The following is a 24,825-nucleotide window of genomic DNA, read 5'->3' on the forward strand; positions in this document are numbered from 1 at the left end:
TGTAAGCTCTCACAAGAAAGTCGATTTGCCTAGATTATTTTCAGCACAACACCCATGCAAGCGATAACAAAGCGGGTAAATTCCAGCAAATAAAGATCAAAATTTACTAAATTTAAGCCACATCCAAATTTTACCTATCAAATTTAACCATAAGGTATATCAACCCTGCAAACACCTTTGCGTAAATTTAACACATACAAAAATGATAGGATTTTTGAAAATAGTTATTTATGAGTTTTTGTATTAAAAATTTAATACAAAAAAGAGCAAGCTAGAGCCTGCTCTTTGTTAGAATTTAACCCTTTTTTGGAGTTACAAGCATATTTACATAACGACCTTCTATCATAGGTTCTTTGTCGCGATCAGCTTCATTTTTTATCATTTCCCAGACCTTCTCAAGCATAGCTACGCCAGCTTCTGGGGTGCTCATCTCGCGACCCTTTAAAAATACACGAAATTTAACGTGTTTGCCGTCTTGCAAAAACTCGCTTGCGTGTTTAACCTTATAGTTTATATCGTTTTGGGCGATCTTGACAGAGAGTTTTATCTCTTTTATCTCGATGGTTTTTTGCTTTTTCTTGGCCTCTTTTTGCTTTTTCTCTTGCTGATAGCGGAATTTACCATAGTCCATTATCTTGCAAACTGGTGGCTTCGCGTCTGGCGCTATAAGTACTAGATCAAGCCCAAGCTTATTTGAGATCTCTAAAGCCTCTTCTCTTGAGATGACACCGTATGCTGTGCCATCATCCCCTACACATCTTACCTCTCTCGCCCTTATGTCCTCATTGAGCAATACTTCATTTTCCTTACTCAAAAATGTACCTCACTAAGTTTCTCCTTCGTTAAATTTATAAATTCCGCCAAGCTCATATCGCTCTGCGTCCTAGCCTGTCTGTCGCGTAGCGCAACGCTCTTGTTCACTACTTCGTTGTCACCTAGCACGACTATCATAGGCACCCTTTGTTTTTCTGCCGTTCTTATTCTCTTATTTAAACTCTCATTTTTACTTGCGATCTCACTATCGACGTTGATCTTTCTTAGCTCGCGTGAAATTTCTTTTGCATAGTCTAAATGCGCGTCGCTAATAGGCACGATGACGACTTGCGTTGGAGCTACGAAAAATGGTAGCTCACCAGCAGTATGCTCAAGTAAAATTCCTATAAATCTCTCAAAACTGCCAAGCAGTGCTCTGTGGAGCATTACGGGGCGTTGTCTTTCGTTGTTTGCATCAATGTAGCCTAGATCAAAGCGCTCAGGCAAGTTAAAATCGACCTGGATCGTGCCACACTGCCATTTTCGCTTTAGCGCATCGGTGATCTTAATGTCGATCTTTGGTCCATAAAATGCGCCGCCGCCCTCGTCGATGCCGTATTTAAAGCCATTTTCATCAAGAGCTTCTTTTAGCGCTTTTGTAGCTGTATCCCAAATTTCATCGCCACCGATCGCTTTGGCTGGCTTGGTTGAAATCTCCATCTCATAGTGGAAGCCAAAATTTTCCATTATCGTGCCAGCAAATTTTAAAATTTCTAGGATATTTTCTTTGATCTGGCTTGGCATACAAAAGATATGTGAGTCATCCTGGGCAAATTCGCGAACTCTGAAAAGTCCGTGAAGCACGCCGCTTTTTTCATGGCGGTGCACGACGCCATACTCGAAAAATTTAAGCGGCAAGTCACGGTAAGAGCGGATGTCACTTTGATAGACTTTGATGTGACCAACGCAGTTCATCGGCTTGATGCCGTATTCTGCCTCATCGATCGTCGTAAAGTACATATTTTCTTTATAGTTTGCGTAGTGACCGCTTCTTCTCCACACATCAGCCTTTAAAAGCTCTGGCCCACGCACTGGCTCGTAGCCACGGTCGCGATGGGCTTTGTATAAAATTTGCTCTAACTTCGAGCGCAAGCGTCCACCATTTGGTAGCCATATCGGCAAGCCGCCACCCACTTCTTCATCAAAAGTAAACAGCTTCATCTCGGTACCAAGTTTTCTATGGTCACGCTTTTTGGCCTCTTCGATGATGCGGATGTGCTCTTTTAAACTCTCTTTGTCAGCATATGCTGTGCCGTAAATTCTAGTTAGCATCTCACGACTCTCATCGCCGCCAAGATAAGCTCCAGCCACTCGTGTAAGCTTGAAAAATTTTAAAAATTTGGTATTTGGTACGTGTGGTCCGCGGCAAAGATCCTCAAAATCACCTTGTGAGTAGCTGCTAACTTCACCGTCTGGGATTCTTTTTAAGACCTCTTGCTTTAGGTCGTCATCTTTAAATTTTTCACTCATATTAGCTTTGGTTGAGCAAGTTTTGACGATGTCAATTTTCTTCTCAGCAAGCTCTTTCATCTTATCTTCGATCGCTGCTAGATCGCTTTCGCCTAGCTTCGTGCCCTCATCATCAACTCTAAAATCATAATAAAATCCATCTTCTACGTTTGGTCCGACAAAAAATTTCGCCTTTGGATAGAGTGATTTGATAGCTTGTGCCATGAGGTGTGCACAGGAGTGTCTGATAACGTGTAGTGCTTCTTTTGAGTTGTCAAAATAGATAGGCTCGGCACCACTTTCACGCCCTGCGATACTTTGAGTATCGACTATTTCGCCATTTAGTTTGTATGCGATGATATCGCTCATTGTTTTTCCTTATATCAAATTGTCTTTTTTACGATAAAAGAACGATTAAGGATTTTATCTAAATGGGCTTTAAGCTAAACTTAATATTTACTAAGCAAATTTTTATAAATTCTTTTTAAATCCACAAGCTTTAATCTATAAATTTATTTATAAAATATATATATTTATATTTAAATGTGTAAATCCCTGAATTTAAAGCTTTTTATTTATATAATTTATTATATTTTAAGATTATCCCTGATAATATTTGTTCTTGAAATGAATTTAGCAATTTCTCGTCTTTGCATTACTTAAATTCATTTTTCTCCCGACTAATTTAGTGCTAGGAAGTGGTTAGCCTAGCACTTTTTTATTCTGCAAAATTTATTAGCGTTGGTCGTACTATCTTCGTATAATCTTTTGTATTTAAAATGATCGATCTATCAAGTAGTCCAGCATTAAATGCGATCTCATCGTTTCTTTGTAGCAACCTTTCATCAACTACAATGTGTAAATTTTTATGAAAGCTAAATGGTGGCACCGAACCAAAAACACAATCTGTCAATGCCAAAACTTCATCTGGACTAGCTAGGCTTGCCCTTTTGCCGTCAAATTTTTGTGTCAAGCTATCAAGATTTGCTTGCATATCGGCTGGCAAAATAGCCAAGATATAAGCTTTACCAGCCTTCATCGCTGGCTTTTCATCGCTTAGCAAATAATCATTTAGCACATTTTCATCTTTAAAAATTTCTCTAAATTTCGCTTCATCAATACCTTTTATAGAGCAGACCAGCGCCTTTGCACCCTGACTCATTTTAGTGCCTCTTATCTTCGCAACCTCCTCTGAAGTCCTCGCGCTCTCATGCTCTATCACTCTAAATTTAGCCCCATTTTTGCTAAGAAGATCGTGGATTTTATTAAAAATTTGCTCTGACACCGCTCTTTCCTTTGGATAAATTTAGTTAAAATTATACCGCTAAAACCAAAAAAGGGCAGGAAAATGCAGATAAATTTAGATGACGTAAAGATCGAGCCAAGCTGGAAAGAGGTGCTAAAAGATGAGTTTTTGAGCGAAAATTTTGCACGCATCAAAGAGAATTTCTTAAAAGCAAAGAGCGCTGGCGTCGTCTATCCACCAAGCGGGCTCATTTTTAACGCATTTAATCTAACGCCGTTTCACACCGTAAAGGTCGTCATCCTAGGCCAAGACCCATATCACGGCGCAAATCAAGCCATGGGGCTAAGCTTTTCAGTGCCTAGTGGCGTGAGAGTGCCGCCAAGCCTTGTGAATATTTACAAAGAAATTTACGCCGATCTTGGCATAAAAGAGCCAAATAGCGGCGATCTTACAAAGTGGGCAAAGCAAGGCGTGCTGCTTCTAAACTCTACCCTTAGCGTTAGTGCTGGGCTTGCAAATTCTCACGCTAGCTTTGGCTGGCAGGGCTTTACAGACGCAGTTATAAGAAAGATTAGCCAAAATTTACAAAACGTAGTTTTTATGCTCTGGGGCAACCCAGCCAAGGCAAAAGCACCGCTTATAGACGCTAGCAAGCACCTCATCTTAGAAGCAGCCCACCCAAGTCCGCTAGCTCGTGGGGCATTTTTTGGCTGCAGGCACTTTTCAAAGGCAAATATCTACCTAGCAAACCACGGCAAAACGCCCATCGAGTGGGACTTAAACGCTCAAATTTGAGCTATTTTTTAAGCTCACTAAGAAGTTTATTTACCTTTTCAAGCTCGCTTTTGCAAAATTTCTCGTCATTATTTTGCATTATCATCGCCTCTTGACCGCTTTGTCTTTGCTTAAACTCATCAAATTTAAGCTCAAAAAGCCTTAACGCCTTTTCATCATTTGCAAGTCGTTTGCTCTCTTTGGCATAGAGCTCGTCAAGATAGAGTCTACTTTGTTTGATATATTCATTGCAAACATCGTTTGCATGGACTAAATTTACGCTAAGTAAAATGGCAAAAATGGCTATTTTTTTCATGTTTTTCCTTGAAATTTTTGCGTTATACTAGCCTTTAAGCACTTAAATTTTAAAATGCTCTTTCAAAAAAAGGATAAAAAATGAGACGAAAAGATAGAGAGCTAAGCCGTGAAGATGGCTTAAAAATCATAGATGAATGCGAATATGCGGTAATTTCATGCGTGGATGATGAGGGAGAAATTTTTAGCGTACCGATCTCGCCTGTTAGAGTTGGTGAAAGCATTTTTATACACGGAGCTACCGCTGGCTGTAAAGCAAAACTACTTCAAGATGGACGAAAAGTGGAGTTTGTCTGCATTAGTTTTAACAAAGTCCCACATCTAAACGAAAGTGAGCTTGAAGAGATAAAGAACGATGGCAAAGCACTTGGTGGTAAGGTCTTTACAACTGAATATAAAAGTGCAATCGCAAAAACAAGAGCCTACGAGGTCGAGGATGAGACCAAAAAGTATGAAATTTTAAAAATTCTTAGCCAAAAATACACCGCCTACGCGATGAGTACATTCGATGTGGCTGCGGAATATGGGCTAAAAATCATAAAAATTTATGAGCTAAAGATAGAAAGCCTTAGTGCAAAGGCTAAAATTTTGCCAAAAACTGCAAAGTAAAAGGATAAATTTGAGCTCGTTAGCACTTATGTTTAGACCAAAAAATTTAGATGAAATTTGTGGCCAAAAGGCAGTTAAAGCGGCCTTTTTAAAATTTATAGCCACCGGCAAGATCCCGCACTCCATCTTTTATGGTCCAGCAGGTTGTGGTAAGACGAGCTTTGCAAGAGCCGTTGCAAGCGGAGCAAACTACGACTTTTACGAGTTTGACGGCGGAAATTTAAAGATAGATGACTTTCGCAAAATTTTAAAAAACTACGAAAATGCCTTAAATAAGCCGCTCTTTTTCATAGACGAGATCCACCGCCTTAGCAAAACCCAGCAAGAGGCGCTTTTGATCCCCATGGAAAACTACAAAGCCCTAGTTATAGGCGCTAGCACAGAAAATCCTTTTTTCACCCTAAGCTCAGGCATCAGAAGTCGCTCGATGCTCTTTGAGTTTAGGTCACTTAGCAGCAGCGACTTTGAAGAGCTTTTGGCCAAGATAAGGGAGCAAATTTTATTTAGCATAGATGATGAAGCCAAAGAGTATCTCTTTAAAAGTAGTGGTGGCGACGCAAGAGCCATGCTAAATTTACTCGAATTTGCCGTCACGCTTGACGAAAATGTAAGCCTAGAAAATTTAAAAACACTTCGCCAAAACGCTCTAAAAGAGGGGGCAAAAGAGGACAACACGCATTATGAGCTAGCAAGTGCCTTTATAAAAAGCTTGCGGGGAAGCGACGAAAACGCCGTCATCTACTACCTAGCAAGACTCATCGATGCTGGTGAAAGCGCAGACTTTATCGCTAGAAGGATGTCGATATTTGCCAGCGAAGACATCGGCAATGCAAACCCAAATGCACTAAATTTAGCCGCCAGCACGCTTAGCGTGGTAAAAGAGATAGGCTTTCCAGAAGCTAGGATCATACTGGCTCAGTGCGCCGTCTATCTAGCCAGCTCGCCAAAGTCAAACTCGAGCTACAACGCGATAAATGCTGCCCTAAGATACGTGCAGACAGAAGAAATTTTAAAGATCCCGCCATATCTAAAAAACCACACAAAAGAGAGCAAAGACTACCTTTATCCGCATGATTTTGGCGGCTGGGTCGAGCAAAAATATCTAGAAAAACCGCTCGTTTTTTACAAAAGCAAGGGCATAGGCTTTGAAAAAACGCTAAATGAATGGCTAGATAAAATAAAATCTAAGGACTAATTTTTGGGCTTTACTCTGTCAGATTTATTTATGGCAAGCATAAGAGTAAATTTTAAAGGTATGTAGATGAATGAGCAAAATTTAGCATACATCACAAATTTAAAGATAGAAGACGTGCCTTGGAGTAGATTAACGACGGCTTACGGCAGAGTAAGCGAGTTTCCAGAAATTTTTAAACAACTTTAGGCAGCGATCGGCAAGAAAAATTTGACGCAAAGTTTGGCTACCAGCAAGTCAAACAGCGGACAAAATATGGCAAATCGAGCAAACAACAATGAAGCAAAATTTAACGCCAAAGCCTTTTAAACGCCTTTGATAAAATTTTCAACAAAACCAATAGCCAAATACGTTTTACTAAGTTATATCCGCGCAATAAAGATTGCGAATTTCTCAAAAAAGTCATCTAAAACATGCAAAAACATAATTTTAAAAATTATCAATCAAAAAACGCCTTAGAGCGTAAAAATATTGGTCGTAAAATCTTGCTAGTAAAAGCAAGTTCACCGCGAGTAAGCCGAAAACTAGCACGAAATTTTAAGCCAAGCTAAAAAATTTTTCTTATTTATTCTAATTTTATATTTTTTTAAATATACTCGCTCTCTAAACTACACCAATGAAAGTCAAGAAAATGCCTACAAATTTTGCTGAAATTTTAAATAATTGTGTTGAAAGTATAAATTCATTTCTTTGGGGTCCATACTTCCTTATCGCCCTACTTTGCGGCACTGGACTATTTTTTACTATTAGGCTTAGGTTTGTTCAAATTTTTAAGTTTAAAATGGGGCTAAGAGAACTTTTTGGGAATTTCTCGCTTCACGGCGAAGCTGCTGGCAAGGCCGGTATGAGCCAGTTTCAAGCAGTTGCAACTGCGATCGCCGCACAAGTTGGCACTGGAAATCTAGTAGGTGCGACAACAGCTCTTATCATGGGTGGTCCTGGAGCGATATTTTGGATGTGGTGCGCTGCATTTTTAGGTATGGCTACAAATTTTGCTGAAATTTGCTTAGCTCAAATTTACCGCACAAAAGACGATAGCGGGCACACGATAGGCGGTCCAGCATTTTATATAAGTCGTGGATTAAAGGGAAAATGGGCAAAAATTTTAGCTGGCTTTTTCGCTATCGCTATCATTATCGCACTTGGCTTTATCGGCAATATGGTGCAAGCAAACTCAATCTCAGACGGCTTTAAAGGTGCCTTTGGTATACCTCAGTGGATAACTGGAGCTTTTTTAGCAATCGTCTGCGCGGTCATCTTTATAGGTGGCGTAAGGGCGATCGCAAGAGTAGCTGAAAAGATCGTGCCTTTGATGGCCTTACTTTATGTAGGTGTTGGACTGATCATTATCGCTTTAAATTTTCACGAAATTCCAGATGCAGTTTTACTTATCTATAAAGCAGCATTTGATCCTTCAGCTGCGTGGGGTGGAGCTACTGGAGCTAGCATAGCAGCTGCGATGAGATACGGCATAGCAAGGGGTCTTTTTAGTAATGAAGCCGGCATGGGCTCAACTCCGCACGCACACGCCGCAGCTAATGTCAAACACCCGGTCGATCAAGCAGTACTTGGCATAATGAGTGTATTTGTAGATACTTTTATTGTTTTAAATATAACCGTTTTTGTAGTGCTCACTGCAAATGTTATTAGCTTTGAAAATGGCAAGGCAGTCTTTACAGGCATAACCTTAGTACAAGAGGCCTTCTCATCGCATATCTTTGGCAAGGTTGGCGGTTATAGCTTTGTAGCGATCTGCCTATTTTTCTTCGCATTTACGACCATACTTGGATGGTACTACTTTGCTGAGATCAATGTGCGCTACCTTTTTGGCGCAAAGGCGGTCAGGGCGTTTCAAATTTTGGTAGTCGTTTTTGTATTTTTGGGAAGCTTGCAAAAGGTTGATTTTGTATGGAGTCTAGCAGATATGTTTAATGGCTTGATGGTCGTACCAAATTTAATTGCTATCATCATTTTAAGCCCTATCGTGGCAAAGCTTTTAAAAGATCACGATGCTGGTAAAGAGTATGATGTGAAAGATTATTTGAAATAAATCTTTACAGCATCTTTAGAAAATTTACTAATAATTAATTTTTAAATCTCTTGTTTAGGATATTTTATTAGAAGTGGTGGCCCCGAATGGACTCGAACCATCGACCACTACCATGTCAAGGTAGTGCTCTACCAACTGAGCTACGGGACCAAAGATTTAGGATTATATTTTATTTTCTATTTTATTTAGCTTAATTCTTTAGTAATTAAATTTATTTATAAGCAGTAAATGCAATGGATAAATTTAGAATTAGCTAACGCTTGCTTCGCAGTTATCGGTAAAGATGAAAACTACCCGGCGGTCAATATCGACAAACTCACACACCGTCATAAAACTCCTTGATAGCGATAAAGAGCTAAAATGTGCAAGCTGCCACTATGATGCAGGACATAGCACTAGCTTTGGAAATTACCTTGAATACTGGAAGCCAATATATAAAAATTTATGAAAATAAGATGTTGGAGCAAAAGATTGATACTAAGAAAAAAATTTTGAGAGATGATTATAACCCTACAAAAGAGGAAGATGAATTTTTAAAGCAAAAGGCTGATAGGAATAATACATAGTTAGCGGGGCGGAGTTTAAACTTTCCAGTAAATCAGGTAAGTACTTTAATCTTGCCTAATTTTATCTCTTACGTAAAGCTTTTTAATACAAATTTTATTATAAAGATATAGATAAATCTAAATTGGCAAAATTTATAGAAATACTAAAGATAAAATAATAAATTTTAGTTTTTAAAATTTAAGAAATCTGTATAAGCTTTTTGTTTTAAGGTATTCTAGCGATATTTGACAAGCATTAGAGCAGAAATACTTTTACCCATATGATTTATTTATAAACTGAACTATCTTTGAAAAAGGTTTTAGAAGAAACATTAATGGATTTATATAAAGCCCATTGGCCTGCCACGCTCTATATGACTCAATATTTGCTTTTATAATATTTTTAATACTTTTGTTGCTTTCACCACCCATCCTCATTTTGACAAAAACCTCATCAACATAACTACTTGTGATCTTGCATTTTTCAAAAAATCTTAACATAAGCTCATAGTCAGCAGCAATTCTAAATCCAAGATCAAACATTCCATATTTTTTATAAATTTCACTTTTAACAAAAAAAGTAGGATGTGCAGGGTGCCAACCAGACCTAAAAAGACCATCTTGATATTTTTTTGACTTCCAATATCTTACAACTTTTTTTGGATTATTTGCATCTACGTATTCAAGATTTGCATATACACTATCGGTATTGCTATTTAAAAACTCATCAGCCACTATTTGCAAAATTTTATCACTGGCATAAAAATCATCACTATTTAATATACCCACAATATCCCCAGTAGCCATCCTAATGCCTTTATTCATAGCATCGTATAGACCATTGTCCTTTTCGCTAATAAATTTGATCTTATCGCCATAGCTTTGAACTATCTCAATAGTACCGTCAGTACTAGCTCCGTCTACAACGATATACTCTACATCTTTATAGCTTTGATTTAAAACAGAATTTATAGCATCTCTTATAGTTTTTGCATTGTTCCATACTACCGTTATGATTGATATTTTCAATTTTTGTTCTCCAGAATATTTTTATAAATTTCAATCTGCTTTTCAATAACATACTCATTTTCATATTGCTTTACACTCTCTTTTGCAGCCGTTGAAAGTCTATCGTAGCTCTCAAAGTCATATGATCTTTCTATCACGCTTTTTAGCTCATCAGGCCTACTTAAAAATCCATTTATGCCGTCTTCTATAAAATCTTGACGAGTTCCTATATCATATCCTATAACAGGCACTCCTATACTCATAGCTTCGATAATAGTTAAACCAAAAGTCTCGTACAAAAGTGATGGCTGCAACAAATACTTTGAATGTGAGACGATAGTCATAGTCTCTTCCCTTGAGCACTTTCCTTTAAATATTATGTTTGGCTTTTTATATTTTTGTCTAAGCTGCGCTTCAATATCTCCGCCACCAACAATGGTTAAAATATACTTTTCGTCCAGCTGATCCCAAATTTCTAAAAGCCTCAAAATTCCCTTTGACTCTTCTATCCGCCCTACATATACATAGCCATATTTTTGTGTCTCCGTATTAAAGCTCATTTGTAAGCTATTTGGCTTTAAAATAAGCTTGTCCCCGTCTACTCCAAGACTTTTAATCTTATCTTTTTGAAAATTTGTTAAAACAAAAAAGTAATCAATGTTTTTAAAAACCCCAGATAATTTATAAAACCAAAAAGCTAGCTGTGCCACAAAACTTTGCAAAAGCGACTTTCTATAACATCTATTTAAAATGCCAGACAAAGAAAATTTTTTATGCATGCAAATTTCACAAATACCAAAACCATCTCTATATAAGATCCCAGATATGCACCACAATCTATAATTATGTAGAGTATGGATCACTTTTGTTTTACTATCTTTAGCTGCCTTAAAAACAGCAGGCGTAAGAAGCGGAAAAAAGTTGTGAACATGAACAATTTCAATACCATTTTTTTTTATTATTTCTCTAACCTCTTTGTAATATTTTTTTGAAAACCATATCTCAAAAAAAAGCTTAAATTTATTTATATCATCATTTGAGACTTCATAGTAAAAAACATTTTCACATCCCAGCTTTTTGCGCAAGGCGTTTAGCTCATTTTTATAAACAATATCCTCACCGCCAATATTCTTTGATTGGTATTTATTGTGGATTATTAGAATTTTCATAAGTATGAGCTTATTTGCTGTATATCTTTGGCATTAATATCATAGCTATCAGCATTGCTACATAAATTTTGCAATAATGTATCGTCAAAATTTCTTATTATTTGCGTAAGACTATTTTTGTTAGCAGGATCAAACACAAAGCCATTTATACCATTTTTGATTAATTCAGAAGATCCGCAACGATCGCTTACCAAAACCGGTAGTCCAAAATACAACGCCTCCTCTACCACCAACCCCCAAGGTTCGATCAAACTAGGCAAAATGAAAACATCGTTTTTGGCAAATTCGTCACCCATAAATTTATTTTCTACAGCTCCTCTAAAGATTATATTTTTATTTGAAATAGACTGCAAAAACTCCTGCTGCTCCCCAACACCGATAATAGTGAGGGTAAAATTTGGCATAGCATTAAAAATCTCTACTATAAATTTTAAATTTTTGATATCCACAATCCTGCCAATATATAAAAATCTACCACTAAATTTCTTTTGAGTTTTTATAAATTCTGGTTTGTTTATAATGCCAACACCATTTGTGACTTTTACTTCTCCTTGAAATTTTAATGCTTTTAGCAAATCATAATGCAAGCTACCAGAGGCAAAAACAGTAGAAATCCTTGACAAAAAGATCTTTTTTATAAAACCCTTTAATCCCTTATAACTACTTTCAAAGATAGTTGACTCAAGAGCCAGGCAATTTTTGCCTTTTTTGCTCATAAAAGCTATATACCAAAATTCTGGCAAATCCCATCCGCTAACCAAAATCTTCTTAAATTTTACTCTGCTGAGTATGGTTTGAATAGCCAGTATATTTTTAAAAATTTTTCTTGTTTGAAAATTTCCTTGATATAAAACCTCATAATCAAACAATACATCATTTACGCTAGAAAAATTATTTGAGCGTTTTTCTGAAGTATCCGATGAGATAAATATCACAAATATCTTTAATCTTTTTGCCAGTTCATTATATAAATTTACTTTGTAAAAAGCTGGTATATGTGTAATTATCAAATAATCATACATATTTAAAAACCAACCAATTTTTATTTTTCTCTTTAATAAAAATTACAAGAGATAGTAACACTATAGAAATAATAAATTTAAACAACCAGTAATCAGATTGTAAAGCCTTTTGAACAACTATGTGAGCGATATTGTTAGTATATGGGTGCAGTATAAAAAGTAGCATGGTGTTGCTGCCCCATATTTTGATAAATTTACTATTTAATCTTATATTTTTTATGCAAAAAATAAGCCCATAGACGAAAGAGACAGTCCAAATCACATTTAAAAATTTGTTAGAATAAACCTTACTTGCCATGTCCAAATTTAAGTTAAATCCAAAAAGATAGATCGCCACAAGCACTGTAAAAGACAGCAAAACCAATATATTAGGCAATCTTTTTTCAAAAATAATATTCCCCACATAGACAAACATAAATGAGTTAAGGGCATTATCAATCCCAAATGGGAGATCGATATAAAAGCTAGCCATAAATAAAAACACAACTACAAGTGATTGTAAGAGCAAGCTAGGTATTTTATTTTTTATCAAATATAAAAATACTCTTGAAAAAAATAGTGCTGGCAAAAACCATAGCACGAAAGCATAGGTGTTGCAAAGTCCAGCGAAATCCATATCTATAAAAATTCCCTTGATCTCATGTGTATAATCTAGAGCCTCTCTATGTAGCAGATATCTTTTTAGTATCTCTATAAAAAGACCAACAATAGAAAAAATAAAGTATGGGATCATTAATCTTTTAAAATTTTTAACTACAAAATCTTTAAAATGGGTTTCAAATTTTATAAAAAAGCCAGAGACCATAAAAAACAGCGGCATATGCCAAGTATATATGAAGCCATTTAGTGGGAAATTTATATGACCTAATATAACCGACAATATTCCTATGAATTTTAAAGTATCAACCCATTCAACTCTTTGTTGCACAATAGTTATTCTCACTTAATTTTTTAATTTCTGTAAAACCATACGTTTTTAATATATTAAATACTCTATTTTGAGAAAAACATTCAAATACAATAGCTTGAACATTATATTGTGTAAAAAAGTTCCTTCCTCCCTTTAGCACTTGTTCTTCGAAGCCTTCAACATCTATTTTTATTATATATCTATCATCTTGGGCAAAATTATTATCAACGATAAATTTATCTAATGTTATTGCTTGTACCTCTATGCCATCTTCCGTTTGAATTATATGATTTACAGTTGAACTCCCGCCATAATCTGAGAAATGAACACTACCTATACTATCTGATAGAGCCAATTGTTTTACAATTGTTTCGTCCAAATTATTTAGCAAAAAATTTATTTTACATCTTTTGGAAGTATATGGATGTGGCTCAAAGGCTATAATACTATCACAAACATCCATCATTGAGATACTATAGGAACCAATATTTGCACCAATATCTAAAAATATAGTTTTACCGCATTTCTGGCAATTGTTTTGCTTTGCAAATTCTCTTAATAGTAAAATTTCTTCTCTATCTGGTATATCGGTATATGCATACATGCTCGACACATTGCAATTAGGATATAAAAAAATATTTTTGCCATTAAAAATGGTCTTTGATATTATCTTTTTTGATAATCTTTTAAAAATTTGAAAAGATATGCCAATAAACAAATATTTTATTTTATATATACCATTATTTTTATTCCATATATATTTTAATACATTTAGCATTTCATGATCTCCCAATAAACCTTTTGACATAGTATTTAAATAAAATCCAATATTTAATTAGATCCAAAACTAATGCACTGGCTACTTTATTATCTCTTTTTATCTTATCATACTCTTTAAATATCTCCAGAGTTCTTCCATTCCCAATGCCGTCATCTCGCCATCTGGCAGAAACGATATCTTTAGTTATAACGCTTGGAAAATTTCGATAACTTCGAAGCAAATGCTCATAGTCCATACAAAATTTATTATTTAGATCAAAAAGTCCATATTTTTCAAAATAGCTCCTTGGTACAAACAATCCCTGATGCGGCAAGGACATCCTAAATAGCAGTGATCTTTTATCAAAATTCTTTACAAATTTAGACCTATAAATTTCATTTCCATCTTCGTCCACTCTTTGTATCCTTGTGCTTATTATAGATAATTCTCCAGCCTTTATATCTTTAAAAATCTCTTCTAAAGTTTCACTAGATAAAAACCCATCGCCATCACCTTGAAAATTTATATAATCACCTTTTGCAGCCATTACACCCTTATTAAAAGCATCGCTTATGCCCTTATCTTTTTCGCTAATCCAATATGATATTTTGTCTTCATATTTTTTTATAATTTCTAAAGTACCATCAGTACTTCCACCATCTATTATGATGTATTCAAAATTTTTATAAGTCTGATTTATGATACTTTTAATAGTTTGCTCTAAATATTTCTCACCATTAAAAACGACTGTTATGATAGAAATCATAGGCTTATTATTAGATGCTTCTAAATAATTCATGTTAAAATTATCTTTTCTATTATTATTTTTTCTCATTCATTTTCAAAACTTCTTTGCATACTGATACATAAATATTTGCAAACTTTTTTGTCCTTGCTTCTAATGGCTCTACATTACTCTCATTTTCTATCTTATAAAATTTTAGTACTTCTTTTAAAGACTCAATACTATCTCTTTTAAAAAAAGCTGCGTTTGGATATTGTTCTTTATGCACATCCAAATCAGACAAGATCATATTTTTTCCTACACTTTTACACTCTTCGACGGTAGAACTCCAACCCTCAAACAAAGATGGATTTATTACTGCTTTTGAGAATTTAATCAATGCAAAAACATCTTCATAATCCACGAGTCCCAAAAGTTTTATATTGTCTTCAAGATTATTTGATTTTATAAATTCCCTTGTATCATCAATATATGTTTTATTTCTATAATCACCTAGATACCCAGTACAAACAATATTAATCTCAATGCCATCTTTTTTTAATTCACTAATGGCTTCAAATATCATCATGTGATTCTTATGCTTCCAAAATTGATTTGGTATATAAAAAAAATCATCTTTTATTTCATACTTTTGCAATAACAAACTTTTATCATGTTCACCTAGTTCAAAATATCTACTATTTGGTTGCGAAACAAATTGCAAAACTCTTGCCTTGTCTTCATAATTAGGTGCAAATTTTTTCATATCTTTTAATGCATCAAAACTACTAAGAACAATTAGATCACTATCTCTTATTAACTTTAAAAAATCATTATTCCTATTTCGTATCTCTTTTTCAGAAAACATTTGAGGTAAATGAATATGTTGAAAATCAGGTATCCAATTTATAGTTTTTACATTTTTTAAATTTGTTATAGCTGCGTGAGAAAGTATTTGTATATTATGTTTTTTAAGGATATTTTCGAGCAAAATATTCGTTTTAAATATTTTTTTTTCTATTTTACTAAGAAACCATTTTATACTTTTTCTGTCAAATACGCTATCTTCTATTACAGTTGCATATTCTTGAAACATTCTTTTTGTTTCTATATCTATTTTTTTACCAACAAAAACAAATACTTCAAGCTCTTTTTTTTCTACAGAATTTATAGCAAAAAGCAAGTTTTTAAAATAGTTTAATCCACCCATCCATTCTTTTGACACACTACCTATAAATCCAACTTTAATCATCTAGTCCCTTTATCCACTCTACATAGTTTATTATCTCTTGTTTTAAATTTTTATCCGCCTTAAAGCCATTTTTCTCTAATTTGTGTGTATCCGCCCAGTAGTATATTGGGTTACCAACATTTTCTTGATTATTAAATTTTATATTAATATTTGGATTTACTAGATTTCTTATCATTTCTACTACATCTTTTATGGTATGCTTTACACCAGTTCCACCGTTTATGATATAAAATTTCTCATCTTTTTTTAACAACATATCAACTAAACGCAAAACATCACTTATGTGTATAAAATCCCTTGTCTCTTTCCCTGTACCCCAAAAGACAGCTTCGTTACTACTATCTAATATTTTTTGGCAAGCATCCCAAAGTAACTGCTTCTTAAGACCATTTCCGTATACTGAAAAGAGTCTTACTATGGAAATATTTAAATCAAATTTTTCGCTATAACTCTGACACAGGTCCTCAGCTATTTTTTTATGATACCCATAAGGAGAAACTGGTCTTCCAAAATACTCTTCTACGATCGGCTTATCCTCACATTCGCCTTGTACCGCTGGACTTGATGGGTAGATAAGATGGGAATTATTGTTGTACACCCTCATATATTCTAAAACTTCAAGTGTACCATTTACTGTTTTTTTAAAATCTTCGTATGGACATTTAACAGAAAAACCGACAGAGCCACTACCGCCACAATGCACTATAACATCAAAGACTTGTTCGAATTCCAAAATTGACTTTATCGACACATCATCCTTTTTCCAATAGTCAAGCCCGATCTCTTTTGACTCTTCTATAGACAGTCCGCCGTGTCCTATACCATATGTCTGATATCCTAGAGCTTTAAAATGATTTGCTATGCTTGAACCTAAAAAACCCTTGGCTCCAGTAATTAATATTTTTTTCATACCATTTTCATCTTTTCAATCATCATATTCATATCGCTATCTGTTTTTGGCTTTTTCTTAAAAAAATTTTCAAGCTTTAACTTTCTAATGATTTTCTCCAATAAAAATATCCTGTTATTTAACTTTTTTTTAGAAAATATATGTAAATTTCTTCCATTGCTTATAAGATTATAACCATACTTTTTAGCTATATACTCTAATGTTTTATTCGAAAATATAGATATATGTTGTCCATGTTCAAGACAATAATACCACCAGTTATTAGTGGATGGTGCAGGTACCGTTACTAGTTCTGTTGATAAAAGTACAAAATCTGTTAAGCTAAATATTTTTTCTATTTCTTCTATCGGATTTTCAAAATGTTCAAAATTTTCAAAAGAAGTGACAGCTTCATACTTTTTATCAGATATACTGCCTTCAAATCCTCTAGCAACTAAATTTATAGCATACTTATCATACCAATAAAAATTAAAGCCATTATCACGCATCATCCGTGTAAAAATGCCATACCCTCCACCATAATCCAAAAAATCACATTTTGTATTTACGCATGATGACATTACAAAAGTAGCTATTTTAGAAAAAATAATATTTCTTGCAATTACTCCAGTATCAGATACACTAATAGCATCACTATATGACTCTTTAAGCCAGTATGGGTTTTCTGTTTGTACAAAACCACACTTTTCACATTGAAAGTAGTTAATATGATATTTATTTAAAATAAAACCGTGATCAAATTTTTTAGCAAGACCATTACATATTTTGCAATTCAAATTAAATCCCCATATCTAGAAGTAGCCGCCATTATAGGCATATTAATATTTGGCTTATTCTTTTGCAATATCTTTAAATATTCCTCTTCGCTTGGCATAAACTTCTCTAAATTTGTATCAAAATTTTCTACTCTGCACCACTGATTTATTTTAAAATCAAATCTTTTTATTACCTTACAAGGATTACCAACGGCGATGCTAAATGGAGGAATGTCTTTTGTAACAACACTGCCGGCACCTATGATAGAGCCATGACCTACACTAACTGCTCCAAGGACTATCACGCCAGCACCGATCCAAACATTCGCCCCTATTTTTAATGTATCGCCATTTGTTGTTCCAGTTGCTATATATGGCTCCATTGGATCCTTGTATATATGATTACTTCCAAGAAATTTACAGTCGTTGCTAGTCATTACATAATCACTAATAATAAGCTTCTTGCTTGAACTTAAAAGATTTCTCCGTCCTAAATAACAATAATTGCCTATTTTAATGTGTTTAAAATTCTTAATTCGCCCATTTACATTTAGCCACGACCACTCTCCTATGAGGGTATTCGAACCGATACCAACACTCTCCCATCCAAATACATTAACCGTTTTATCAATATATGTATTTTTTCCTATATCTTTTTTATGAAATAGTAATTTTACTTTTGAAAATAGTATTAGTAAAATCTGTTTTTGTTTTTGAGATAGATATTTTTTTAGTTTATTTATTATTTTTCTTTTTATACTTATTTTATTTTTTTCTCTTAATATACTAGACACTACATTTCTATTTATTGTTTTTTCAACAATATCTTTTGTAAAACTAGGATAAAAATTTACTAGTTCGTCCTCGTGTTCCGAGAAAGAGCAGTGAGTTCCACTTCCATCAAACCCAATATTTTTCACTAATTTCTTAGCAGGATATAGCGTAAGTCCTTTTTGTTTAAATACGCATAGATACCAATAAATCGCCCATGAATCTATTTTACCATCGATCTGCGTCTTAGCCATACTGACACAATCATAAGAATCATCAAAATTAAAAAGATTTTTTTCCTGTTTTGAGCTGCTGATGATTTGCTCCAAATCCCTTTTATCTCGTTTAAATTTTTGCCATCTATCCGCCCAAGTACCCCAGCTCCAAGAGCTAGTAAGTTTCAAAAAATAGCTACTTTCGATATCTGATATATTATCAGTAAAAGAATACCCAGTAACGCTGTATACTTTGCCCTCATTTTTATAAATTTCTAGTGCTTCGTTTATAAATTTTAAAAAATTCGGACTTGTTATTAAGTCATCCTCAAGAACAATTATTTTGCCATATTCATTTACAATTTTTGTAACGCCGTCTATGATACTATTTGCGAGACCATAGTTTTTTTCTCTTTCAATGATTGTAATATTTTTAAATCCATTTATACTTTTTATATATTCTCTTACCTCTGCTACTTTTTGTTTTGACTCTTCATTTTTAGCCGCATCAGAATATATAAAAAGATCACTTTTATTTGCAAATTTATTTTTTTGCAAGGCCTCTATAGTCTGCTTCGTATGATCCAATCTATTATAGACAAATAGCACTATTGGCGCTAAATTATACGATTTTATATCAATTTGTTGCATTATTGCCGGCTCCAAATTTTTTAATTGCTTTTTCCCAAATATATGGTGTTAAATTCTTCCAAGAATTTTCAGCCAACGCATAGCTATTTGTATTTTTATTTACGATACTCAAAATTTGACTTTGAAGATCAGATGGATTGTCTATCAAGCTAGATTCCATAAAGCCTTTTTCGTGAACCGTATCCAAGAACCATTCCTTTAAATCACCCTGCATCCAATCAACTATTGGAGAGTTAAATCCAATCTTAGACTTTCTCCATGTTATCTCTTTTGGCATATAAGGATCTATGGCATCTCTTATGAGCTTTTTTGTATAGCCATTTCCAAATTTACTAGAATACGGCAAAGAGGTTACAAAAGAGACGATCCTGTGATCCATAAAAGGCATCCTTATCTCTACGCTATTTGTCATAGAATACCTATCATAATTCCTAAGCAAGGTTGGCAATATTGTTTCATGAAAAATTATATATAGTTGCTGAGAAAAGCTATCAAGTTTTTTAAAATTTTTATGGTTGGCATCTTTTGACCTAATTTCTTTTCCAAAAATTATTTTTGCTATTTTCTTTATCATAAATTTAACATATATATTAAAATTACTATTCCTATCAAACTGTGTTCCATTACCCAATGTCTCTTGATAGGTATTAAGTATGTCAATACTATTTTTTATCGAAAATTTACTATTCCATAAGGCTTCAACTAAATGTCCATAGCCACTAAAAAGCTCATCTGCTCCATGCCCATCTAATGTCACTGTCGTTCCATGTTTTTTTACAGCTCCATATGTAGCCATCATTGGTATCGGGCTAGTTATATATAAATCCTCAAACATATAAAAATATTTTTCTAGGTTATCCCAATACTTAAGAGGCTCAATGTTTATATAGGTAGCTTCAATTCCTATATGATCAACAACCATTTTTGCAAAATGTGATTCATCAAGTGGAGTACCTGGAAAAGATGCAACAAAAGCATGTTGCCAGTCATTCTTGCCATAATCAACATAAGATTTTGATAGATGAGCCATAGCTGAAATAGTTGCACTACTATCAAGCCCTCCACTAAGGGCTGTTCCTATGGATACATCTGCTCTCATCCTAATCTTACAGGCGTCTAAAAACAATTCCCTAAATCGCTCTACTTGAGCATCATATGTTTTTGGTGGCTCCACAATATTATCAAGCGTGTTCCAATATCTTTTTATTTTTAAATTTCCATTTTTATAAATTCCATTATGTCCAAACGGAAATCTTTTAATTCCATCTATCAAACATTTTTCAGTTGCTTCATATGAAAAAATATTATCTTTCATCCAGTGAAAATCTTGTGATGGTCTTATTTCTTTTAAAAATGGATAGATGGCCTTCATTTCTGAGGCAAATATAAATTTACCATCAGTTGAGGCATAAAAAAGTGGTTTTTTACCAAATCTATCTCTGGATAAAAAAAGCTCTTTTTTTTGATTATCCCATATAGCAAAAGCCCACATTCCATTAAATTTTAAGACACACTCTTCACCCCACTCTATATAAGAATAAAGCAAAACTTCTGTATCCGATGATGAACAAAATGCATGCCCTTTTGCTTCTAACTCTTTCTTAATTTCCAAAAAATTATATATCTCACCATTAAAAATTACACAGTATCTTTTTGTTTTATCATACATTGGCTGATGAGCGCCATCTGACAAATCCACAATAGCCAGTCTTCTATGTCCCAATGTAATACTATTTTCAATTGTTTCTATCCCAAAACCATCAGGACCCCTATGCTCTAATCTATTTAACGCACTTTTAAATTTAGTTTCATTTGAAGATGGTATCGTTCCTAATATTCCACACATATACTTTTACAGATCCTTCATATAATTATCTTATAAACCAATACAAATATTAAACTACAAGTCTATAAAAGCTTATCTTTTTTAAAACTATTGTTTACAAAAAATACAGTATTAACAGTCTTTGCAAAGATAGAATAGCCATATTGCCTTAAATAATCAGCTATTTTATTGTTTTCAATTTCACTAAAGCTATTTCCTAGAATTTCTATCAAAACTATTTTTGGTTTGTATTTTTCAAAGTTATTTGATCTTAATACCATAAGATCCAATCCTTCAACATCTACCGATAAAAAGTCTATATCCTGGTTTTTTGGCAAATTTCTATCAAGAATATCCTCAAGTGTTGTAGTTTCAATATCTTTTGTAAATTTTATAAAATAATTTTCCTTTTCATACTCTACTGCCAACTCCTTTGAAAAAGTATTTAAAGCAGGTTCATTAAAGGCATAGTAAGTTAAAATTTGTTTTTTATCAGATATTGGCCTTTCTATATTTATATCTCTTGGACGAAATTTATCAAAAGCAATCATACTGCCGGGCATGGCATCTATATTAATACCTCTCCATCCTTTTTTATAAAAATAATATGTATTTGAAAAACGCTTGGGATGATGGGCACCCACATCTACATAAAAACCAAATTTCTGTCCTCCAAACAACCTTCTCAAAATCATATCTTCACCCTCTTGGGAATATGACTTTGTGGTATATCCATCTAAATTATTATTTCTAAACTCGATAATCTTTTCTTTTACTATTTTTGGCAAAAATTTTTTACATATTTTTTGTAGTGACATTTATTCTCCACTCTGTTTAATGGCCGATATAGAAAAAATAGGCTGTATGTTGTCAATTGGTTTAAATCTAAAATTTCTTGTTATAAATACGGAAGTCGTCCAAGTATAATCATTTATAGGTCCAAAACCATGAAAATCTATCTCTATAAGATCTAATTTTTCTCTTAAATATTTTGATGTTTCCCTAAACCAATCAGAATTATCCAGTATAACAATACTGCCCTCCATTGACTCTCTATTTAAATGTTGCTCAATTATTTTTGAACATTCCAGTCTTCTGATACCATCTATTATAATTACATCAAATTTTTTATCAAAATCCAGTATAGATTTTTCATAATCTTCACTGTTCTCCCTATATAGTAAGGTCTGGTTGTCATTGAGACTAGAATTTACTTTTTCAAACCATTCTTTATCGTGCTCAACAGAAATCACACATTTAGCTTTTTTGGCCCAATAAGCCGATGAATTACCACTTCCGAATTCAAAAATTGATTTTTCAGAAAAATCAAAAGTGTTTAAGAATTCTACAGCTGGATACGTATACCAAGGTATTTTATTTCCATAAATATCTATACAGTCCCATTTTTTTATGGTGTTATATTGAGAATAGTCATAAGCCAATACCTTAAAATTATGAAATTGTTTTTTAATTCGTACAGGAATAAATTTCCCCACTATCTTTCTAATCACCATATTCTCCTTGGATTAATTGTATTTAGTTTCATAAAAAAAATTCTTCTTAATTTGTAACTAGCAAAATCAAACATAAAACCAGCAATCATATAGCTAACCAGTGTTGCTATAGCAACACCTTTAATTCCAAATTTTGTAATTAATAATAAATTTAAAAATATATTTGTAACCATTCCACAAAAAGTTCTCCAAAAAGCTAATAATTGTAAATTTTCAGCAATAAACCATTGGCCACTAGCAACCCCTAAAAAGACAAATATACTTGCCCAAATATGTATTGTCAATACACTTGCTGCCTGATTATATTGTTCACCATAAAGCATATTTACTATAATATCAGATAAAAAAGTCATTGGTAGTGCTATTGCAATGGCTATCCATACAACAAGGTCAAAAAGCTTTTGAAGCCTACTATAGTATAACTCTTCACTCTGCTTTCTTGCGTTTACTACTGCAGGAAATAAACTGGATACAAGAATAGTGGGTATAAAGTACCAAATTTCACTTAATCTAGTTGCAGCTGCATATTGTCCAACAGCTTCATTTCCTAGTATCTCTTGAATCATAACCTGATCTATTTTCATATATATAGATATTACAACTCCGCTTAAAATAAGTGGCCAGCTATCTTTTAGGAGGGATATGGCAATAGTCTTATTAAATTTTATTTTTTTTATCTCACAAGTTGAATATTTTAGAAAAAAATAAATAAAACCCATAGCCAAAACTACACTATCAAATAGAATAGCCCACGCAAAAGCTACAAGCGGAGCGTTAATCAAAATGAGTGTAATCTTTACTATACTACTTATAAAAAGAGAGATGATATTAGAAAATACTGCATATTTTGATAAAACTTTTGATTGGAAATACATATCAACCACATTGAATGATTGAAATATAGTAGCACTAGCTATAATAAATACTAGTAAATTTGTATATCTATTATTTGAAGTAAACTGGGTAGCAATTACTAAAACCAATAGTGTTACAACAGCACCCATGAGCTTAAGATAAAAAGCTGTACCTATCAGCTCGGTTGCTTTACTTTCATCTTTTACTATCTCTCGCACCACTATACCATCTAGTCCGAGTGTGGCAATGGCAGCAAAAAGTCCTACAAAACTTTGGGCATATGAAAAAAGCCCAAATCTCTCAGGCCCTAAATATCTAGTCACCCAAATTCCTACAAAAAGTCCAACTAACATACGGAGTATTTTTTCAAAAAAAAGCCATGATGTATTTTTAAAATACTTCATAAAGCCTTGATGATTTTTTAATGATATTATTTTATCTATCATTTATTTCCAAATACCACTCATAAAGCGCCTTTATTCCATCTTCAAGCTCTACTTTATGCTTCCAGCCAAGAAAGTGGAGCTTAGAAGGGTCTGTTAGTTTTAGCATCGTGCCATCAGGCTTACTATCATTAAAATATAGCTCGCCTTTAAAGCAAATTATATTTTTAACCAAATTTGCTAGCTCTTTTATAGAGATATCTTTGCCAGTTCCTATATTTATATGCGTATTTCTTATCTCTTTGCTATTTTTGTCATGAGTATCTTTAAAGTCTCTATTTTCTAGCAAAAATACGCAAGCATCAGCCATATCTTCTGAATATAGAAACTCTCGTCTAGGCTCTCCTGTGCCCCAAATTTCTACTCTGTCTTTTGAAATACCAAATTTACTAAGATAAGCCATAGCTTCATTTAGATCTTTTACTTTTAGATCTTTTATCACTGCATCAAATTTTTCTTCGCTTAAAAGTTTTGCTAGGTGTATCTTTCTTATAAGCGCCGGCAACACATGTGAGGTTTCTAGATCAAAGTTATCATTTGGACCATATAAATTTGTAGGCATAACAGATATAAAATTTGTACTGTACTGCAGATTATAGCTCTCACACATCTTCATCCCGGCTATTTTAGCGATCGCATATGGCTCATTTGTGTATTCAAGTGGAGATGTCAAAAGTGCATCTTCACTCATTGGTTGTGGAGCATTTTTAGGATATATACAAGTACTTCCCAGAAATAATAGTTTTTTTACCTTATGTACATAGCTTTGGTGGATCACATTATTTTGAATTTGTAAATTTTCATATATAAAATCAGCCCTATAAGTGCTATTGGCCACTATTCCACCGACCTTTGCAGCAGCTAGCACCACGTACTCAGGCTTTTCTTTTTCAAAAAACTCACAAACTGCCTTTTGATCTATAAGTTCAAGCTCGCTATGAGTTCTTGTGATTATATTTTCATAGCCCTTTGATTTTAAATTTTTCACTATAGCAGAGCCTACTAGACCCTTGTGTCCTGCTACATAAATTTTGCTATTTTTATCCAT

At 33.6% G+C, this 24,825-nt stretch carries 24 protein-coding genes and 1 tRNA gene; 5 read left to right on the forward strand and 20 right to left on the reverse strand.

The window, feature by feature from the left end; all coding sequences use genetic code 11:
• Nucleotides 1-295 precede the first annotated feature (295 nt).
• The 3 genes from infC to CYP43_RS00300 all read right to left on the reverse strand — a co-directional run bounded on the left by infC (nucleotide 296) and on the right by CYP43_RS00300 (nucleotide 3,547).
• The gene (gene infC / locus CYP43_RS00290; protein WP_054195973.1) at nucleotides 296-814 is read right to left on the reverse strand and encodes a translation initiation factor IF-3; all 519 of its coding nucleotides are present in this window, start codon (nucleotides 812-814) and stop codon (nucleotides 296-298) included.
• Nucleotides 811-2,631, reverse strand: a complete 1,821-nt coding sequence (gene thrS / locus CYP43_RS00295; protein ID WP_103582070.1) for a threonine--tRNA ligase — start codon at nucleotides 2,629-2,631, stop codon at nucleotides 811-813. Before thrS ends, infC begins: the two co-directional genes overlap by 4 nt.
• A 349-nt stretch (nucleotides 2,632-2,980) precedes the next feature.
• A complete protein-coding gene (locus tag CYP43_RS00300; RefSeq protein ID WP_103582071.1) occupies nucleotides 2,981-3,547 on the reverse strand; it encodes a YbaK/EbsC family protein in 567 nt (188 codons plus the stop codon).
• Nucleotides 3,548-3,610: 63 nt separating this feature from the next.
• Between CYP43_RS00300 and ung the strand changes: the two genes are divergently transcribed.
• Nucleotides 3,611-4,303, forward strand: coding sequence for a uracil-DNA glycosylase (gene ung, locus CYP43_RS00305; protein WP_103582072.1), 693 nt, complete (start codon nucleotides 3,611-3,613; stop codon nucleotides 4,301-4,303).
• 1 nt (nucleotide 4,304) lies between these two features.
• Here ung and CYP43_RS00310 read toward each other — a convergent pair whose 3' ends face one another.
• The gene (locus CYP43_RS00310) at nucleotides 4,305-4,598 is read right to left on the reverse strand and encodes a hypothetical protein (RefSeq protein WP_103582073.1); all 294 of its coding nucleotides are present in this window, start codon (nucleotides 4,596-4,598) and stop codon (nucleotides 4,305-4,307) included.
• Nucleotides 4,599-4,678: 80 nt separating this feature from the next.
• Here CYP43_RS00310 and CYP43_RS00315 point away from each other — a divergent pair, with 80 nt between their 5' ends.
• The 3 genes from CYP43_RS00315 to CYP43_RS00330 all read left to right on the forward strand — a co-directional run bounded on the left by CYP43_RS00315 (nucleotide 4,679) and on the right by CYP43_RS00330 (nucleotide 8,448).
• Nucleotides 4,679-5,206, forward strand: a complete 528-nt coding sequence (locus CYP43_RS00315; RefSeq protein WP_103582074.1) for a pyridoxamine 5'-phosphate oxidase family protein — start codon at nucleotides 4,679-4,681, stop codon at nucleotides 5,204-5,206.
• 28 nt (nucleotides 5,207-5,234) lie between these two features.
• Nucleotides 5,235-6,401: a replication-associated recombination protein A gene (locus CYP43_RS00320; RefSeq protein ID WP_258032120.1), complete on the forward strand. Its 1,167-nt coding sequence runs from the start codon at nucleotides 5,235-5,237 to the stop codon at nucleotides 6,399-6,401.
• A 628-nt stretch (nucleotides 6,402-7,029) separates the two neighbouring features.
• Complete coding sequence (locus CYP43_RS00330) at nucleotides 7,030-8,448, forward strand: alanine/glycine:cation symporter family protein (protein WP_103582076.1); 1,419 nt, start codon at nucleotides 7,030-7,032, stop codon at nucleotides 8,446-8,448.
• Nucleotides 8,449-8,522: 74 nt separating this feature from the next.
• Here CYP43_RS00330 and CYP43_RS00335 read toward each other — a convergent pair.
• Nucleotides 8,523-8,598 (reverse strand) — tRNA-Val (locus CYP43_RS00335).
• A 227-nt stretch (nucleotides 8,599-8,825) separates the two neighbouring features.
• On the opposite strand from CYP43_RS00335, the gene CYP43_RS00340 reads away from it, so the two are divergent.
• On the forward strand, nucleotides 8,826-9,014 hold the full coding sequence (locus tag CYP43_RS00340) for a hypothetical protein (RefSeq protein WP_141081840.1): 189 nt from the start codon (nucleotides 8,826-8,828) through the stop codon (nucleotides 9,012-9,014).
• 252 nt (nucleotides 9,015-9,266) lie between these two features.
• Here CYP43_RS00340 and CYP43_RS00345 read toward each other — a convergent pair whose 3' ends face one another.
• The 15 genes from CYP43_RS00345 to CYP43_RS00415 form a co-directional block, all read right to left on the reverse strand.
• On the reverse strand, nucleotides 9,267-10,022 hold the full coding sequence (locus CYP43_RS00345; RefSeq protein WP_103582077.1) for a glycosyltransferase family 2 protein: 756 nt from the start codon (nucleotides 10,020-10,022) through the stop codon (nucleotides 9,267-9,269).
• On the reverse strand, nucleotides 10,019-11,170 hold the full coding sequence (locus tag CYP43_RS00350; protein ID WP_103582078.1) for a glycosyltransferase family 4 protein: 1,152 nt from the start codon (nucleotides 11,168-11,170) through the stop codon (nucleotides 10,019-10,021). Before CYP43_RS00350 ends, CYP43_RS00345 begins: the two co-directional genes overlap by 4 nt.
• The gene (locus CYP43_RS00355; RefSeq protein WP_219808126.1) at nucleotides 11,167-12,180 is read right to left on the reverse strand and encodes a glycosyltransferase family 4 protein; all 1,014 of its coding nucleotides are present in this window, start codon (nucleotides 12,178-12,180) and stop codon (nucleotides 11,167-11,169) included. The genes CYP43_RS00350 and CYP43_RS00355 overlap by 4 nt, the downstream gene beginning before the upstream one ends.
• 4 nt (nucleotides 12,181-12,184) lie before the next feature.
• Entirely contained in the window at nucleotides 12,185-13,120 is a 936-nt protein-coding gene (locus tag CYP43_RS00360) for an acyltransferase family protein (protein ID WP_180998614.1), read from the reverse strand.
• Entirely contained in the window at nucleotides 13,104-13,910 is an 807-nt protein-coding gene (locus CYP43_RS00365; protein ID WP_103582081.1) for an FkbM family methyltransferase, read from the reverse strand. Before CYP43_RS00365 ends, CYP43_RS00360 begins: the two co-directional genes overlap by 17 nt.
• On the reverse strand, nucleotides 13,882-14,697 hold the full coding sequence (locus tag CYP43_RS00370) for a glycosyltransferase family 2 protein (protein ID WP_219808127.1): 816 nt from the start codon (nucleotides 14,695-14,697) through the stop codon (nucleotides 13,882-13,884). The genes CYP43_RS00365 and CYP43_RS00370 overlap by 29 nt, the downstream gene beginning before the upstream one ends.
• The gene (locus tag CYP43_RS00375) at nucleotides 14,684-15,838 is read right to left on the reverse strand and encodes a glycosyltransferase family 4 protein (RefSeq protein ID WP_087578165.1); all 1,155 of its coding nucleotides are present in this window, start codon (nucleotides 15,836-15,838) and stop codon (nucleotides 14,684-14,686) included. Before CYP43_RS00375 ends, CYP43_RS00370 begins: the two co-directional genes overlap by 14 nt.
• The gene (locus CYP43_RS00380) at nucleotides 15,831-16,748 is read right to left on the reverse strand and encodes an NAD-dependent epimerase/dehydratase family protein (protein ID WP_087578164.1); all 918 of its coding nucleotides are present in this window, start codon (nucleotides 16,746-16,748) and stop codon (nucleotides 15,831-15,833) included. Before CYP43_RS00380 ends, CYP43_RS00375 begins: the two co-directional genes overlap by 8 nt.
• A complete protein-coding gene (locus CYP43_RS00385; protein WP_103582082.1) occupies nucleotides 16,745-17,524 on the reverse strand; it encodes a class I SAM-dependent methyltransferase in 780 nt (259 codons plus the stop codon). Before CYP43_RS00385 ends, CYP43_RS00380 begins: the two co-directional genes overlap by 4 nt.
• Nucleotides 17,521-19,140: a glycosyltransferase gene (locus CYP43_RS00390; RefSeq protein ID WP_103582083.1), complete on the reverse strand. Its 1,620-nt coding sequence runs from the start codon at nucleotides 19,138-19,140 to the stop codon at nucleotides 17,521-17,523. Before CYP43_RS00390 ends, CYP43_RS00385 begins: the two co-directional genes overlap by 4 nt.
• Entirely contained in the window at nucleotides 19,127-20,986 is a 1,860-nt protein-coding gene (gene asnB / locus CYP43_RS00395) for an asparagine synthase (glutamine-hydrolyzing) (RefSeq protein ID WP_103582084.1), read from the reverse strand. Before asnB ends, CYP43_RS00390 begins: the two co-directional genes overlap by 14 nt.
• A gap of 62 nt (nucleotides 20,987-21,048) precedes the next feature.
• Entirely contained in the window at nucleotides 21,049-21,783 is a 735-nt protein-coding gene (locus CYP43_RS00400; RefSeq protein ID WP_103582085.1) for an FkbM family methyltransferase, read from the reverse strand.
• Complete coding sequence (locus CYP43_RS00405) at nucleotides 21,784-22,476, reverse strand: hypothetical protein (RefSeq protein WP_219808128.1); 693 nt, start codon at nucleotides 22,474-22,476, stop codon at nucleotides 21,784-21,786.
• On the reverse strand, nucleotides 22,473-23,780 hold the full coding sequence (locus CYP43_RS00410; RefSeq protein ID WP_258032102.1) for a flippase: 1,308 nt from the start codon (nucleotides 23,778-23,780) through the stop codon (nucleotides 22,473-22,475). Before CYP43_RS00410 ends, CYP43_RS00405 begins: the two co-directional genes overlap by 4 nt.
• Nucleotides 23,770-24,825, reverse strand: coding sequence for a GDP-L-fucose synthase family protein (locus CYP43_RS00415; RefSeq protein WP_103582087.1), 1,056 nt, complete (start codon nucleotides 24,823-24,825; stop codon nucleotides 23,770-23,772). The genes CYP43_RS00410 and CYP43_RS00415 overlap by 11 nt, the downstream gene beginning before the upstream one ends.

Source organism: Campylobacter concisus, assembly GCF_002913045.1.
Lineage (GTDB): Bacteria > Campylobacterota > Campylobacteria > Campylobacterales > Campylobacteraceae > Campylobacter_A > Campylobacter_A concisus_AP.